General features: G+C 54.5%; 13 protein-coding genes. All 13 read left to right on the plus strand.

The window, feature by feature from the left end; translation table 11 throughout:
* Window positions 1-634: 634 nt before the first annotated feature.
* The 13 genes from lrhA to nuoM all read left to right on the plus strand — a co-directional run bounded on the left by lrhA (window position 635) and on the right by nuoM (window position 15,789).
* Window positions 635-1,558 (plus strand): transcriptional regulator LrhA, encoded by a 924-nt coding sequence (gene lrhA, locus PW844_RS00205; protein ID WP_007889314.1) that lies wholly within the window; start codon window positions 635-637, stop codon window positions 1,556-1,558.
* Between the two features lie 661 nt (window positions 1,559-2,219).
* Complete coding sequence (locus tag PW844_RS00210) at window positions 2,220-2,663, plus strand: NADH-quinone oxidoreductase subunit A (RefSeq protein WP_084876121.1); 444 nt, start codon at window positions 2,220-2,222, stop codon at window positions 2,661-2,663.
* A 15-nt stretch (window positions 2,664-2,678) separates the two neighbouring features.
* Window positions 2,679-3,356: an NADH-quinone oxidoreductase subunit B family protein gene (locus PW844_RS00215; RefSeq protein WP_084876120.1), complete on the plus strand. Its 678-nt coding sequence runs from the start codon at window positions 2,679-2,681 to the stop codon at window positions 3,354-3,356.
* A gap of 116 nt (window positions 3,357-3,472) precedes the next feature.
* Window positions 3,473-5,272 (plus strand): NADH-quinone oxidoreductase subunit C/D, encoded by a 1,800-nt coding sequence (gene nuoC, locus PW844_RS00220; RefSeq protein WP_084876119.1) that lies wholly within the window; start codon window positions 3,473-3,475, stop codon window positions 5,270-5,272.
* Between the two features lie 2 nt (window positions 5,273-5,274).
* Entirely contained in the window at window positions 5,275-5,790 is a 516-nt protein-coding gene (nuoE, locus tag PW844_RS00225; RefSeq protein WP_299445328.1) for an NADH-quinone oxidoreductase subunit NuoE, read from the plus strand.
* A 2-nt stretch (window positions 5,791-5,792) separates the two neighbouring features.
* Window positions 5,793-7,133: an NADH-quinone oxidoreductase subunit NuoF gene (gene nuoF, locus PW844_RS00230; RefSeq protein WP_208617319.1), complete on the plus strand. Its 1,341-nt coding sequence runs from the start codon at window positions 5,793-5,795 to the stop codon at window positions 7,131-7,133.
* Between the two features lie 103 nt (window positions 7,134-7,236).
* Window positions 7,237-9,960, plus strand: coding sequence for an NADH-quinone oxidoreductase subunit NuoG (nuoG, locus tag PW844_RS00235; RefSeq protein WP_299445330.1), 2,724 nt, complete (start codon window positions 7,237-7,239; stop codon window positions 9,958-9,960).
* A complete protein-coding gene (gene nuoH, locus PW844_RS00240; protein ID WP_299445332.1) occupies window positions 9,957-10,931 on the plus strand; it encodes an NADH-quinone oxidoreductase subunit NuoH in 975 nt (324 codons plus the stop codon). The genes nuoG and nuoH overlap by 4 nt, the downstream gene beginning before the upstream one ends.
* 11 nt (window positions 10,932-10,942) lie before the next feature.
* Window positions 10,943-11,485 carry an NADH-quinone oxidoreductase subunit NuoI gene (nuoI, locus tag PW844_RS00245; protein ID WP_013509879.1) on the plus strand — a complete coding sequence of 181 codons (543 nt, stop codon included), beginning with the start codon at window positions 10,943-10,945 and terminating at the stop codon, window positions 11,483-11,485.
* 9 nt (window positions 11,486-11,494) lie between these two features.
* Window positions 11,495-12,046 carry an NADH-quinone oxidoreductase subunit J gene (nuoJ, locus tag PW844_RS00250; RefSeq protein WP_299445336.1) on the plus strand — a complete coding sequence of 184 codons (552 nt, stop codon included), beginning with the start codon at window positions 11,495-11,497 and terminating at the stop codon, window positions 12,044-12,046.
* A complete protein-coding gene (gene nuoK / locus PW844_RS00255) occupies window positions 12,043-12,345 on the plus strand; it encodes an NADH-quinone oxidoreductase subunit NuoK (RefSeq protein ID WP_013509877.1) in 303 nt (100 codons plus the stop codon). The genes nuoJ and nuoK overlap by 4 nt, the downstream gene beginning before the upstream one ends.
* Entirely contained in the window at window positions 12,342-14,177 is a 1,836-nt protein-coding gene (gene nuoL / locus PW844_RS00260) for an NADH-quinone oxidoreductase subunit L (protein WP_299445353.1), read from the plus strand. Before nuoK ends, nuoL begins: the two co-directional genes overlap by 4 nt.
* A 91-nt stretch (window positions 14,178-14,268) precedes the next feature.
* Window positions 14,269-15,789: an NADH-quinone oxidoreductase subunit M gene (gene nuoM, locus PW844_RS00265; RefSeq protein ID WP_299445355.1), complete on the plus strand. Its 1,521-nt coding sequence runs from the start codon at window positions 14,269-14,271 to the stop codon at window positions 15,787-15,789.
* Window positions 15,790-15,792 lie beyond the last annotated feature (3 nt).

Below are 15,792 nucleotides of genomic sequence, written 5' to 3' on the forward strand. Positions count from 1 at the left end.
AGGAAGTCGAATAATTAGTCATTGCCAGTTTATTGTCCGCTGGCGTCAGAAACTGTACCCGATTCTCATTCAGTTTCAGAGACAGAATCGGATAACTATCGGCAGCAGGGCGGTGTCCGTAGTCTGTATTAAATAGCATTTGCGCTGAAACTTAAGCTTTCCCTATGAAGTTTCGGAACCAGAAGGGCTTAAAAAATGAACAGCTTTGTGGCAGGATGTGCGGGAAAAGGGGACAGGTCAAAAATTATGAGCTTTCTAACAAAAACATTTCCATTTCTGGCGCAAAAATGATTAAGTATAATTTATTATTTGATGCACTTTACCTCTTCGCATCACCATAACATACAGTTATCATTTTTTGACCCGCGCACACTTTTGGCGGGAAACCAGGCAACTACACAGCTTCCTGCATTTGCGCGATTTACGCTTTCGGCCCGAGAAGTTGTTCTGTCTTTGTGACGCCGCTGCTCTGTTTTCAGAGTGACGTAATCGTTGGAATCCGCCTGACCCAGTTTTTTCATGACAGTCTCCACACAGGACTGTCATTAAGCACCATTACCTCTTATCCCAATGATAAGTAAGGTAATACACCAGGGTAGTAGTTTGTAAAAAATCTTATAAGTGAAGAAAAAACATGACTAATGCAAATCGTCCGATACTGAATCTCGACCTCGATCTGCTGAGAACTTTCGTCGCCGTTGCTGACCTGAACACTTTTGCGGCTGCGGCTGCGGCCGTGTGCAGAACGCAATCAGCAGTAAGCCAGCAGATGCAGCGTCTGGAACAATTGGTAGGTAAAGAGCTGTTTGCCAGACATGGACGTAATAAATTACTGACGGAGCATGGCATCCAACTGCTGGGCTACGCCAGAAAAATCCTTCGTTTCAATGACGAAGCTTGTACCTCTCTGATGTATAGCAATATTCAGGGCGTGCTGACCATTGGCGCTTCTGACGACACCTCAGATACCATTCTGCCTTTCCTGCTCAATCGTGTGACCTCGGTTTATCCGAAGCTGGCGATTGATGTCCGCGTGAAGCGTAATCCATTTATGATGGAAATGCTGAACCAGGGAGAAGTGGATTTGGTGGTCACCACTTCCAGTCCGGGTAACTTTACCCACCAGGTTCTGCGTACCTCGCCGACCCTGTGGTATTGTGCGGCTGATTACATCTTCCAGCGCGGTGAAGCGATTCCACTGGTGCTGCTGGATGAACCAAGCCCGTACCGCGACATGGCGATTGACCATCTGAACGAAGCGGGTATTCCGTGGCGTATTTCCTATGTGGCCTCGACGCTGGCGGCAGTCCGTGCGGCAGTAAAAGCCGGTCTTGGCGTTACCGCGCGTCCGGTGGAAATGATGAGCCCGGAACTGCGTGTGATGGGGGCTGCTGAAGGCTTGCCTGTTCTGCCGGATACCCAATATCTGCTGTGCCGTAATCCGGACAGCGATAATGAACTGGCGCTGGCCATCTTCAATGCTATGCAGTCCACTAATGATCCGTACAATCTGAGTGCAAATCCGGACGGCACACTGTTGCTGGACGACGAAGAGTAAGCACAATCTGCGCGGGTAATCATTCTCAAATAGAATACCAGGCAATTGTTAAAACTTAGATAAATAAGCCTTAGCATGATTTTTCTCTGCTAAGGCTTTTTTTATGTCTTTTATCTCTGCCATTCTGATGCTGACAAGCCTGCAATAAATTTCCCTCCGCCTGAAAAAATGAAATGCGTTTCATTTTCATCTGAAGTGGAAAGATTTTCTCATTTCGTGCCATCTTTCCCTGGGCATCTGCCTGCGAGAATTGTCTCTTTTTACAGCAAAAAGCATTGTTATGTGTCCTGGATCAAGAAAATAGCCCTGAAAAGGACAAGGAAATCCGGTTAATTCCTGTCAAAATATGATTGTTAAATGCACGATCCATGCATGTGAATACCCGCTACACTGAAAGTAACCTCACAAACTGAAGCGATTTAGCTGGCGCAACGGGCCTTGTATGTTAATAATATGCTGCGGATGTAAAATAATGTTTGGATACTTTTGTCAAAGTTGACAAAAGGTTATAGAAAGGAGTAAAAAACCCCATAAAATTGCTGCTTAATTGCTAATGACAGCAAAGTTTATAAGGTTTTTTATCCTTCCCTTGAATCGATGTGGTGCGTTTGCTGCGAATGTGCAGGATGCCATCGCCACTTTTGATGAGTAAGCAAAGAGTATGTCAACAACCACAGAAGTGATCGCTCATCACTGGGCATTTATTGTTTTCATTGTTCTCGCGTTCGGTCTTTGCGCCTTTATGTTGACCGGTGGCTGGTTGTTAGGTGGTCGTGCCCGCGCGCGTTACAAGAACACCCCGTTTGAATCGGGTATCGACTCGGTCGGTGACACCCATATTCGCCTCTCTGCAAAATTCTATCTGGTTGCGATGTTCTTCGTGATTTTCGACGTCGAAGCCCTCTTTTTATACGCATGGTCGACTTCCATCCGCGAAAGTGGCTGGGTCGGCTTTGTCGAAGCCGCAATTTTCATTTTGGTGCTACTGGCAGGCCTGGTTTACCTGGTTCGCATCGGTGCGCTGGATTGGGCACCGGCGCGTCGTCGCGTGGTGGTCAAGTCAAGCCCGGTCAGTCACAGCCACACCAATCCTCAAAAGCAGTAAAAGCGAGGCAATAAGATGGACTACACGCTGACACGCGTAGACCCGAATGGGGGCGATAACGATCGCTATCCGCTGCAAAAACAGGAGATCGTCGCTGATCCTCTGGAGCAGCACGTTCACCGCAGCGTCTATATGGGCAAACTCGAAAATGCCCTGCACGACATGGTGAACTGGGGTCGTAAAAACTCTCTCTGGCCGTACAACTTCGGCCTTTCCTGTTGCTACGTGGAGATGACCACGTCATTCACTGCGGTGCATGACGTGGCGCGTTTTGGTGCGGAAGTTATGCGTGCCTCACCGCGTCAGGCTGACTTCATGGTGATTGCCGGTACGCCGTTTACCAAAATGGCCCCGGTGATTCAGCGTCTGTATGACCAGATGCTCGAACCCAAATGGGTCATCTCAATGGGGGCCTGTGCCAACTCCGGCGGCATGTATGACATCTATTCGGTGGTACAGGGCGTAGATAAATTCCTGCCAGTGGATGTGTATATCCCAGGTTGCCCGCCGCGTCCGGAAGCTTATATGCAGGCGCTGCTGCTGTTACGCGAATCCATCGGCAAAGAGCGTCGTCCGCTCTCGTGGGTGGTGGGGGATCAGGGCGTCTATCGCGCGAATATGCAATCAGAACGCGAAAGAAAACGTGGTGACCGTATCGCCGTCACCAACCTGAGAACTCCCGACGAAGTTTAAGCTACCCGTACACGGATGGAGCCACGGCCGCAGCAGAACACCACAATTTAATGTGTGCCGCCATCCTGACGCCTTCTTTTGAGTGCCTGATAACAGGCCGGAATGGTGAGTAACGTATGACAGATTTAACCACGCAAGATCTCGCTCAGCCTGCATGGCAAACCCGGGATCACCTGGACGACCCGGTGATCGGCGAGCTGCGTAACCGTTTTGGGCCGGATGCCTTTACCGTTCAGGCCACCCGCACCGGTATTCCGGTGGTGTGGGTGAAGCGTGAACAATTGCTGGAAATTGTCGAATTCCTGCGCAAACTGCCGAAGCCTTACGTCATGCTGTATGATTTGCATGGCATGGACGAGCGTTTACGTACCAACCGTGCGGGCCTGCCTGCCGCGGATTTTTCTGTTTTCTATCATCTGCTATCGATTGAACGCAATCGCGACATCATGCTCAAAGTCGCGTTGTCTGAAAACGATATGCGTCTGCCGACCATCACCAAAATTTTTGCCAATGCCAACTGGTATGAGCGCGAAACCTGGGAAATGTTTGGCATGACCTTTGATGGTCACCCGCACCTGACGCGCATCATGATGCCGCAAACGTGGGAAGGGCATCCGTTGCGCAAGGATTATCCAGCGCGTGCGACCGAATTTGATCCCTTCACGCTGACCAAACAAAAAGAAGACCTCGAAATGGAGTCGCTGACCTTCAAACCCGAAGACTGGGGGATGAAGCGCAGCACCGCCAACGAGGACTTTATGTTCCTTAACCTCGGTCCAAACCACCCGTCTGCCCACGGTGCGTTCCGTATCATTCTGCAACTGGATGGCGAAGAGATCGTCGACTGCGTGCCGGATGTTGGTTATCACCACCGCGGTGCCGAGAAGATGGGTGAGCGCCAGTCCTGGCACAGCTACATTCCGTATACCGACCGTATCGAGTATCTCGGTGGTTGCGTTAACGAAATGCCGTATGTGCTGGCGGTGGAAAAACTGGCGGGTATCACCGTTCCGGATCGCGTCAATGTGATTCGCGTGATGCTGTCGGAACTGTTCCGCATCAACAGCCATCTGCTGTACATCTCTACCTTTATTCAGGACGTCGGCGCTATGACGCCGGTATTCTTCGCCTTTACCGATCGTCAGAAAATCTATGATGTGGTCGAAGCCATTACCGGTTTCCGTATGCACCCGGCATGGTTCCGTATTGGTGGTGTGGCGCACGATCTGCCGAAAGGCTGGGAACGTCTGCTGCGTGAATTCCTCGACTGGATGCCAAAACGTCTGAAAGAGTACGACAAAGCAGCGCTGCGCAACCGCGTGCTGATGGGCCGTTCTCAGGGCGTTGCCGCGTACAACATGGACGAAGCACTGGCGTGGGGCACCACCGGTGCCGGTCTGCGCGCCACGGGTCTTGATTTTGACGTGCGTAAATGGCGTCCGTATTCAGGTTACGAGAATTTCGATTTCGAGATTCCGGTCGGTGCCGGGATCAGCGATGCCTACACCCGCGTGATGCTGAAAATGGAAGAGATGTGGCAGTCGCTGCGCATTCTGGAGCAGTGCCTGAAAAATATGCCGGAAGGGCCGTTCAAAGCGGATCACCCGCTAACCACGCCGCCGCCGAAAGAGCGCACGCTGCAACACATCGAAACCCTGATCACTCACTTCCTGCAGGTTTCCTGGGGCCCGGTAATGCCGGCCAACGAATCCTTCCAGATGATCGAGGCGACCAAAGGGATCAACAGTTACTACCTGACCAGCGATGGCAGCACCATGAGCTACCGCACCCGCGTGCGTACGCCGAGCTTCCCGCATCTGCAACAGATCCCTTCGGTGATCCGTGGCAGCCTGGTATCCGATCTGATCGTTTACCTCGGTAGTATCGATTTTGTTATGTCAGACGTGGACCGCTAATTATGCACGATCAAAAAATTGCCATCCAAACGATCGACCCGAATGAGGTCTTTGTGCTGAGCGAGGCAGAACACCACGCGATTGAGCACGAAAAACACCATTACGAAGATGCGCGTGCGGCTTCCATCGAAGCGCTGAAGATCGTGCAGAAACAGCGTGGCTGGGTGCCTGACGGCGCGATTCACGCCATTGCCGAGGTGCTGGGTATTCCCGCCAGTGACGTCGAAGGTGTGGCGACATTCTATAGCCAGATCTATCGTCAGCCGGTAGGACGTCATGTGATTCGCTACTGCGACAGCGTGGTGTGCCATATCACCGGTTATCAGGGGATTCAGGCCGCTTTAGAACAAAACCTGCACATCAAACCGGGCCAGACGACGCCGGATGGCCGCTTTACGTTGCTGCCGACCTGCTGCCTGGGTAACTGTGATAAAGGCCCGACCATGATGGTGGATGAAGATACCCACGTTCATCTGACGCCGGAAGGTATTGCCAACTTACTGGAGCAGTATCAATGACTATCAAACAGATCATTCGTACTGCGGAAACGCATCCACTGACCTGGCGTCTGCGCGATGACAAACAGCCGGTATGGATCGACGAATATCGCAGCAAAAACGGTTACGTTGGCGCGGAAAAAGCGCTGAAAGGCATGAGTCAGGACGAAATCGTCGCAGCGGTGAAAGACTCCGGTCTGAAAGGCCGTGGTGGTGCAGGCTTTAACACCGGCCTGAAATGGAGCCTGATGCCGAAAGACGAATCCATGAACATCCGTTACCTGCTGTGTAACGCTGATGAGATGGAACCAGGTACTTATAAAGACCGCCTGCTGATGGAGCAACTGCCACACCAGCTGGTGGAAGGGATGTTGATCAGCGCCTTTGCACTGAAAGCCTACCGTGGCTACATCTTCCTGCGCGGTGAATATATCGAGGCGGCGGTGCATCTGCGCAAAGCAATCGCCGAAGCCACCGAAGCCGGATTTCTCGGCAAAAACATTCTCGGCACCGGTTTTGATTTCGAGCTGATCGTGCATACCGGGGCGGGTCGCTACATTTGTGGTGAAGAAACCGCGTTAATTAACTCACTGGAAGGGCGTCGCGCTAACCCGCGTTCCAAGCCACCGTTCCCGGCCAGTGCCGGCGTCTGGGGCAAACCGACCTGTGTTAATAACGTTGAGACCCTGTCGAACGTACCGGCCATCTTCCTCAATGGGGTGGAGTGGTACAAGAACATCTCTAAAAGTGACGATACCGGCACCAAAATGATGGGCTTCTCGGGCCGCGTGAAAAACCCGGGTGTCTGGGAGCTGCCGTTCGGTATCACCGCACGTGAGATTCTGGAAGATTATGCCGGTGGCATGCGCGATGGCCTGAAGTTCAAAGCCTGGCAACCGGGTGGCGCTGGCACTGACTTCCTCACCGATCAACACCTCGACCTGCCGATGGAATTTGCCAGCATTGGTAAAGCCGGTAGCCGTCTGGGGACCGCGCTGGCGATGGCGGTTGACCATGAGATCAACATGGTGTCTCTGGTGCGCAATCTGGAAGAGTTCTTTGCCCGCGAATCCTGCGGCTGGTGTACGCCATGCCGTGATGGTCTGCCGTGGAGCGTGAAGATCCTGCGTGCGCTGGAACAGAAACAAGGCCAGCCGGGTGATATCGAAACCCTGCAACAGCTTTGTCGCCAGCTTGGCCCAGGTAAAACCTTCTGTGCCCATGCGCCTGGTGCGGTAGAGCCATTGCAGAGTGCCATTAAATATTTCCGTGAAGAGTTTGAAGCCGGCATTGCGCCGCAGGTATTTGGCAATACCCGAGCCATCGGCGGTATCCAGCCGAACCTGCTGAAAGCGCGCTGGTAATCAGCCGCCGTACACGGATTACCCGGCGCGATTGCCTCGCGTGGGGGAAGAAATAGATGTTTAACGCTCGTCCCCGGACGGGCCTTACGGAAGCATATTCACTATGGCTACTATCCATGTAGACGGTAAAGAGTATGAAGTGAACGGGTCGGACAACCTGCTACAGGCTTGTCTGTCTCTGGGCCTTGATATTCCTTATTTTTGCTGGCATCCGGCGCTGGGAAGCGTGGGTGCCTGTCGCCAATGCGCGGTAAAGCAATTCCAGAATGCCGAAGATACCCGCGGTCGCCTTGTCATGTCATGCATGACGCCCGCATCGGACGGCACCTTTATTTCCATCGACGATGGTGAAGCGAAAGAGTTTCGTGAAAGCGTGGTGGAATGGCTGATGACCAACCACCCGCATGACTGTCCGGTGTGCGAAGAGGGCGGTAACTGCCACCTGCAGGATATGACGGTAATGACGGGCCACAGCTTCCGTCGCTATCGCTTCACCAAACGTACTCACCAGAATCAGGACCTCGGCCCGTTCATTTCTCATGAAATGAACCGCTGTATCGCCTGTTATCGTTGTGTGCGTTACTACAAAGATTACGCCGATGGCACCGACCTTGGCGTCTATGGCGCGCATGACAACGTCTACTTTGGTCGTCCGGAAGATGGCACGCTGGAAAGCGAATTCTCCGGTAACCTGGTAGAAATCTGTCCGACCGGGGTCTTCACCGATAAAACCCACTCCGAGCGTTATAACCGTAAGTGGGATATGCAGTTTGCGCCGAGCATCTGCCAGCAATGCAGCGTTGGTTGTAATACCAGCCCCGGTGAGCGTTACGGCGAATTACGTCGTATCGAAAACCGTTATAACGGCACGGTAAACCACTACTTCCTGTGTGACCGTGGTCGTTTTGGTTACGGTTACGTCAACCTGAAGGACCGTCCGCGCCATCCGGTACAGCTGCGTGGCAATGACTGGGTCACCCTGAATGCTGAGCAGGCTGTGAACGCAGCGGCAGATGTGTTGCGTCAGGCGAAAAAAGTCATCGGGATTGGCTCTCCGCGTGCCAGCATCGAAAGTAACTTTGCCCTGCGCGAGCTGGTGGGAGCGGATAACTTCTCTACCGGTATGCCAGCAGGCGAGCAGGCGCGTCTGGAACTGATGCTCAAAGTGCTGCGTGAAGGCGGTATCTATACCCCGTCTCTGCGTGAGATTGAAAGCTACGATGCGGTGCTGGTGCTGGGCGAAGATCTGACTCAGGTTGGCGCACGCGTGGCACTGTCCGTGCGTCAGGCGGTGAAGGGTAAAGCACGCGAAATGGCCGCCGCACAGAAAGTGGCTGACTGGCAAATCGCGGCGATCCTCAACATCGGACAACACGCCAAACACCCGCTGTTCGTGACCAACGTCGATGAAACCCGTCTGGATGATATCGCCGCGTGGAGCTATCGCGCTCCGGTGGAAGATCAGGCGCGTCTCGGTTTTGCCATCGCGCATGCGCTGGATGAAAGCGCGCCAGCGGTTGGCGATTTTGACAAGGCGCTGAACGGTAAGCTGGATGTGGTGGTACAGGCGCTGACCGGGGCGAAAAAGCCGCTGATTATCTCCGGTACTCACTCTGGCAGCACCGCAATGATTGAAGCGGCCGCCAACGTGGCTAAAGCGCTGAAAGCGCGTGGTGCGGATGTCGGCATCACCCTGCTGGCATCCGCCGCTAACAGCATCGGCCTTGGCTTGATGGGCGGCGCATCGCTGGATAGCGCCCTGGCGCAACTGAGCAACGGCGAAGCCGATACGCTGGTTGTGCTGGAAAACGATCTGTATCGCCACGCGCCGAAGGAGACGGTGGACGCGGCACTGGCGCAGGCTGCCAACGTGATTGTGGTTGATCATCAACGCACCGCCACGCTGGAAAAAGCCAACCTGGTGTTCTCCACAGCCAGCTTTGCCGAAAGCGACGGTACCTCGATCAACCATGAAGGTCGCGCTCAGCGCTTCTTCCAGGTTTACGATCCGGCTTACTACGACAACAGCGTGGTGATGCTGGAAAGCTGGCGCTGGCTGCATTCATTGCACAGCACCGTAGAAAGTCGCCACATTGACTGGACGCTGCTCGACCATGTGATTGATGCCGCCGTCGCGGCGCTGCCGCAGTTGAAAGGCATCAAAGATGCAGCACCGGATGCCAGCTTCCGTATTCGTGGTCAGAAACTGGCGCGTTCCCCGCATCGTTACAGTGGCCGTACTGCGGCGCGCGCGAATATCAGCGTGCACGAACCGCGTCAGCCGCAGGATAAAGACACCATGTTCGCCTTCTCGATGGAAGGGAACAACCAGCCGAATGCTGCGCGTTCGCAGATTCCGTTTGCCTGGGCGCCAGGCTGGAACTCCCCACAGGCATGGAACAAATTCCAGGCCGAAGTGGGTGGTAAGTTGCGCAATGGCGACCCGGGTGTGCGTCTGTTTGAGGCCGCAGAAGGTTCACTGCCGTGGTTCACTGCCGTGCCGGAAAGTTTTGTCGGTGGCAGCCAGTGGCGCGTGGCCCCTTACTATCAGCTGTTCGGTAGTGAAGAGATGACGCAACGTTCACCGGTGTTCCAGAAACGTATGTCTCCGGCCACGCTGGTGATCAACCCAGCCGATGCTGAGAAGCTCGGCGTGAACAACGGTGCGGCAGTGGAGCTGGTGTGTGCCGGTGAAACTCTGCGTCTGCCGGTGCGTTTCTCCGCATCATTGCAGGCAGGGCAGGTGGGTCTGCCACTCGGTATGCCGGGTGTACCGCCGTTCCTCTCGGGTGCGCAAATTGACAAATTGCAGGAGGCAGCGCAATGAGCTGGCTGACACCGGACGTTATTGACATCCTGATTAGCATCGGCAAAGCCATCGTCATCCTGCTGGTGGTGGTGGGTTGTGGTGCCTTCATGAGTTTTGCCGAGCGTCGTCTGCTTGGCTTATGGCAGAACCGTTACGGACCGAACCGTGTAGGTTGGGGCGGTTCGCTGCAACTGGCAGCGGACATGATCAAAATGTTCTTTAAAGAGGACTGGGTTCCGCCGTTTACCGACCGCTTCATCTTTACCCTTGCCCCGGTGATTGCGTTTGTATCGCTGCTGCTGGCCTTCGCGATTGTGCCGGTCACGCCGACCTGGATGGTGACCGACCTGAACATCGGTCTGCTGTTCTTCCTGATGATGGCGGGGCTGGCGGTATACGCGGTGCTGTTTGCGGGCTGGTCGAGTAACAACAAATATTCGCTGCTGGGTGCGATGCGTGCTTCCGCGCAGACCCTGAGCTACGAAGTGTTCCTCGGTCTGTCGCTGATGGGCGTGGTAGCGCAGGCGGGGTCGTTCAATCTGAATGCCATTGTCGAAAGCCAGGCGCACCTGTGGAACATCATTCCGCAATTCTTCGGCTTCCTTACTTTCTGTATCGCAGGCGTTGCGGTGTGTCACCGTCATCCGTTTGACCAGCCGGAAGCCGAGCAGGAACTGGCCGATGGTTATCACATCGAATACGCCGGGATGAAGTTCGGTCTGTTCTTTGTCGGTGAATACGTGGCCATCACCACCGTGTCAGCGCTGATTGTAACGCTGTTCTTCGGTGGCTGGCAGGGGCCGTTCCTGCCGCCGATCATCTGGTTTGCCGTTAAGACTGCGTTCTTCATGGTGATGTTTATCCTGATTCGTGCTGCGCTTCCGCGTCCACGCTATGACCAGGTGCTGTCGTTCGGCTGGAAAGTGTGTCTGCCGTTGACGCTGTTGAACCTGCTGGCGACCGCCGCAGTGATTCTGTCTGCGCAGTAAGGGGTTTTGAGATGACTTTAAAAGATATTGTCGTTGGCTTCGGCACGACAGTGCGCAGTATCTGGATGATAGGCATGCATGCCTTCGCCAAACGCGAAACCCAGATGTACCCGGAAGAACCGGTGTACCTGCCGCCACGCTACCGTGGCCGCATCGTGCTGACGCGCGATCCGGATGGTGAGGAGCGTTGCGTTGCCTGTAACCTGTGTGCGGTAGCCTGTCCGGTAGGCTGTATTTCGCTGCAAAAAGCCGAAATGCAGGATGGCCGCTGGTATCCGGAATTCTTCCGCATCAACTTCTCACGCTGCATCTTTTGTGGCCTGTGCGAAGAAGCCTGTCCGACTACGGCTATCCAGCTGACCCCGGATTTCGAACTGGGTGAGTTTAAGCGTCAGGATTTGGTGTACGAAAAACAGGATCTGTTGATCTCCGGCCCGGGTAAATATCCGGAGTACAACTTCTACCGCATGGCGGGTATGGCAATTGACGGGAAAGGTAAAGGCGATGCAGAAAACGAAGCCAAACCGATTGACGTCAAAGGCTTGTTACCTTAAGGAGCAGGTATGGAATTTGCGTTTTATCTTTGTGGACTGGTGGCGGTGTTGACGACGCTACGCGTCATCACTCACACCAACCCGGTACATGCGCTGCTGTACCTGATTGTTTCGCTGCTGTCGATTGCGGGTGTGTTCTTTTCGATGGGCGCTTACTTTGCCGGTGCGCTGGAAATCATCGTCTACGCCGGTGCCATTATGGTGCTGTTCGTGTTCGTGGTGATGATGCTGAACCTTGGCAAAACCCAGCAGGATCAGGAGCGCGAGTGGCTGAAGCCATCGCTGTGGATTGGTCCTGGCATCGTGTCCTTACTGCTGCTGGTGGTGATGATTTATGCCATCAGCACCGCACATGATCAGGGTATTGATGGCACCGTTATTGACGCCAAAGCGGTGGGTATCAGCCTGTTTGGTCCTTATGTTCTGGCTGTGGAGCTGGCGTCGATGCTGCTGCTGGCCGGTCTGGTTGTGGCCTTCCATATCGGACGTGAAGAGCGTCAGGGCGAAGTGTTAAGCAACCGTCCGGCAGAGGCGCAAGGGAATAAGGAGGAGCACGCATGATCCCGTTACAACACGGCCTGATTCTGGCAGCTGTGCTGTTTGTTCTTGGCCTGACCTCACTGGTGCTGCGCCGTAACCTGCTGTTTATGCTGATTGGTCTGGAAATCATGATCAACGCTGCTGCGCTGGCACTGGTGGTGGCAGGCAGCTACTGGGGACAAGCGGACGGCCAGGTAATGTACATTCTGGCCATCAGCCTCGCGGCGGCGGAAGCCAGTATTGGTCTGGCGCTGCTGCTCCAGCTCTATCGTCGTCGTCAGACGCTGAACATTGATACTGTGAGCGAGATGCGCGGATGAATCTTCTCTACTTAACCGTTTTATTTCCGCTAATTGGCTTCGTGCTGTTGGCATTTTCCCGTGGTCGCTGGTCGGAGAACCTGTCTGCCGCTGTGGGGATGGGTTCAGTCGGTCTGGCGGCCCTGACCACCATTTTTGTCGGCATGGATTTCTTCAGCCAGGGGCAGCAGCCGTTTACGCAGGCGCTCTGGACCTGGATGAACGTCGGGCACTTCGACATCAAAGTCAACCTGGTGCTGGATGGCCTGTCGCTGACGATGTTGTCCGTGGTGACCGGGGTTGGCTTCTTCATCCACATGTTCGCTTCCTGGTACATGCGCGGTGAAGAGGGATACTCACGCTTCTTTGCATACACCAACCTGTTTATCGCCAGCATGGTGGTTCTGGTGCTGGCCGATAACCTGATGCTGATGTATCTCGGCTGGGAAGGGGTGGGGCTGTGTTCCTATCTGCTGATCGGTTTCTACTACAGCAATCCGGACAATGGCAAAGCAGCAATGAAAGCCTTCATCATTACCCGTGTGGGTGATGTGTTCCTGGCTTTAGCCTTATTCATCCTCTACAACGAACTGGGTACGCTGAACTTCCGCGAACTGATGGAACTGTCTCCGGCACACTTTGCGGCTGACAACCATATGTTGCAGTGGGCTACCCTGCTGTTACTGGGTGGTGCGGTGGGTAAATCAGCACAGCTGCCGTTGCAGACGTGGCTGGCGGATGCGATGGCTGGTCCGACGCCGGTTTCTGCGCTGATCCACGCCGCGACCATGGTGACGGCGGGTGTCTATCTCATCGCCCGTACGCATGGCCTGTTCCTGCTGACGCCGGATGTGCTGCATCTGGTCGGTATCGTGGGAGCTATCACCCTGGTGCTGGCGGGTTTTGCCGCGCTGGTGCAGACCGATATCAAACGCGTGCTGGCTTACTCAACCATGAGCCAGATTGGCTACATGTTCCTGGCGCTTGGTGTTCAGGCGTGGGATGCGGCGATTTTCCACCTGATGACCCATGCGTTCTTTAAAGCGCTGCTGTTCCTCTCTTCAGGTTCGGTGATTCTGGCCTGCCATCACGAGCAGAACATCTTCAAAATGGGTGGTCTGCGTAAGAGCATCCCGCTGGTGTATGCCTGCTTCCTGGTGGGTGGTGCGGCACTGGCCGCGCTGCCGCTGATTACCGCAGGTTTCTACAGTAAAGATGAAATCCTGTTTGGTGCGCTGGCCAATGGCCACATCAATCTGATGGTTGCCGGTCTGGTCGGGGCGTTCCTGACCTCTATCTATACTTTCCGCATGATTTTCATCGTCTTCCACGGCGAAGAAAAAATTCATGCCCATGCCGGTAAAGGCATTACTCATCATCTGCCGCTGATTGTGCTGCTGGTGCTGTCGACCTTCATTGGTGCGCTGATTACTCCACCGCTGGCAGGTGTTCTGCCGCAGAACGAGTTTGGTGAAGGCGGCAAAGTGGGGCTGGAAATCACCTCTGGCGTGGTGGCTATCGTCGGTATCCTGATTGCTGCGGCGCTGTGGCTGGGCAAACGTCAGCTGGTGACCCGCGTTGCCAACAGTGCACCGGGCCGTTTCTTCGGGACCTGGTGGTTTGCGGCCTGGGGCTTCGACTGGCTGTACGACAAAGTGTTCGTTAAGCCATTCCTCGGCATTGCCTGGCTGCTGCACCGTGACCCGCTGAACTCGCTGATGAATCTGCCCGCGCTGATTTCACGCGTTGGCAACAAGGGGCTGGTGGTCAGCGAAAACGGCTATCTGCGCTGGTATGTGGCGTCCATGAGTGTCGGTGCTGTGGTTGTTCTGGCCCTGCTGCTGGTGGTTTAAAAAGATTGATGGGCGGGGTGGCGGTCTTTCCTTCACCCCAGTCGAGAAAGTAAAAATTGCCTGATAAAGGCAAAAAAAAGGGAAGTACGCCGTGTTATTACCTTGGCTAATAATCATACCTTTTCTCGGTGGCTTGCTGTGCTGGCTGGCCGAGCGCCTTGGCGCGAAGGTGCCGCGCTGGATCGCCTTGATCACCATGGGGCTGACGCTGGTGCTCTCTATGCAGCTGTGGTTGCAGGGAGGATATTCACTGACGCAGGCGACAGGAATGCCGCAGTGGCAATCAGAATATTCGGTGCCGTGGATCCCGCGTTTCGGTATCCATTTCCATCTGGCGATTGATGGTCTGTCGCTGCTGATGGTGGTGCTGACCGGTCTGCTCGGTCTGATGGCGGTACTCTGCTCCTGGAAAGAAATTGAGAAATATCAGGGCTTTTTCCACCTCAACCTGATGTGGATCCTCGGTGGCGTGATTGGCGTGTTCCTCTCCATCGACATGTTCCTGTTCTTCTTCTTCTGGGAAATGATGCTGGTGCCGATGTACTTCCTCATCGCGCTCTGGGGTCATAAAGCGTCGGACGGGAAAACCCGTATCACCGCCGCCACCAAGTTCTTTATTTATACCCAGGCATCGGGTCTGGTGATGCTGATTGCCATCCTGGCGCTGGTGTTTGTGCACTACAACGCCACCGGCGTGTGGACCTTCAGCTACGAAGAATTGCTGAAAACGCCGATGTCCCACACCGTGGAATATCTGCTGATGCTGGGCTTCTTTATCGCCTTCGCGGTAAAAATGCCGGTGGTACCGTTGCACGGCTGGTTGCCAGATGCGCACAGTCAGGCACCGACAGCCGGTTCGGTGGACCTCGCCGGGATTCTGCTGAAAACCGCCGCTTATGGTCTGCTGCGCTTCAGTCTGCCGCTGTTCCCGCATGCCTCGGCGGAGTTTGCACCGATTGCTATGTGGCTGGGCGTCATCGGTATCTTCTACGGTGCCTGGATGGCGTTTGCACAGACAGATATCAAACGCCTGATCGCTTACACCTCTATCTCGCACATGGGCTTCGTGCTGATTGCTATCTACACCGGCAGCCAGCTGGCGTTCCAGGGCGCAGTGGTACAGATGATTGCGCATGGCCTGTCCGCCGCTGCGCTGTTCATCCTGTGTGGCCAGCTGTATGAACGTCTGCACACCCGTGATATGCGTCAGATGGGGGGCTTGTGGTCACGTATTAAATGGATTCCGGGACTGTCGCTGTTCTTTGCCGTCGCCAATCTGGGGATGCCGGGCACCGGTAACTTTGCCGGGGAATTTATGATTCTCACCGGCAGTTTCCAGGTGGTGCCGGTGATTATCGTGATTGCCACTTTTGGTCTGGTATTCGCCTCAGTCTATTCACTGGTGATGATGCAGCGCGCTTATTACGGTGAAGCAAAATCACAGGCACCGCTGCCAGGCATGTCACCGCGTGAGTTCATTATGATTATGGTTCTGGTGGTGCTGCTGGTTCTGCTCGGGGTGTATCCGCAGCCGATCCTCGACACTTCCCATGCTGCAATGAGCAACATTCAGCAGTGGTTTACCGCTTCAATTTCAACTACAAGGCCGTAATTC

Origin of the sequence: Pantoea sp., from assembly GCF_028283705.1 — a bacterium.
Lineage (GTDB): Bacteria > Pseudomonadota > Gammaproteobacteria > Enterobacterales > Enterobacteriaceae > Pantoea.

Bases quoted from the DNA above. Each gene is read 5' to 3' on its own strand.
- PW844_RS00215 (WP_084876120.1), top strand. From the start codon at position 2,679: ATGGACTACACGCTGACACGCGTAGACCCGAATGGGGGCGATAACGAT.
- PW844_RS00210 (WP_084876121.1), top strand. From the start codon at position 2,220: ATGTCAACAACCACAGAAGTGATCGCTCATCACTGGGCATTTATTGTT.
- lrhA (WP_007889314.1), top strand. From the start codon at position 635: ATGACTAATGCAAATCGTCCGATACTGAATCTCGACCTCGATCTGCTG.
- nuoI (WP_013509879.1), top strand. From the start codon at position 10,943: ATGACTTTAAAAGATATTGTCGTTGGCTTCGGCACGACAGTGCGCAGT.
- nuoC (WP_084876119.1), top strand. From the start codon at position 3,473: ATGACAGATTTAACCACGCAAGATCTCGCTCAGCCTGCATGGCAAACC.
- nuoJ (WP_299445336.1), top strand. From the start codon at position 11,495: ATGGAATTTGCGTTTTATCTTTGTGGACTGGTGGCGGTGTTGACGACG.
- nuoL (WP_299445353.1), top strand. From the start codon at position 12,342: ATGAATCTTCTCTACTTAACCGTTTTATTTCCGCTAATTGGCTTCGTG.
- nuoH (WP_299445332.1), top strand. From the start codon at position 9,957: ATGAGCTGGCTGACACCGGACGTTATTGACATCCTGATTAGCATCGGC.
- nuoE (WP_299445328.1), top strand. From the start codon at position 5,275: ATGCACGATCAAAAAATTGCCATCCAAACGATCGACCCGAATGAGGTC.
- nuoG (WP_299445330.1), top strand. From the start codon at position 7,237: ATGGCTACTATCCATGTAGACGGTAAAGAGTATGAAGTGAACGGGTCG.
- nuoK (WP_013509877.1), top strand. From the start codon at position 12,043: ATGATCCCGTTACAACACGGCCTGATTCTGGCAGCTGTGCTGTTTGTT.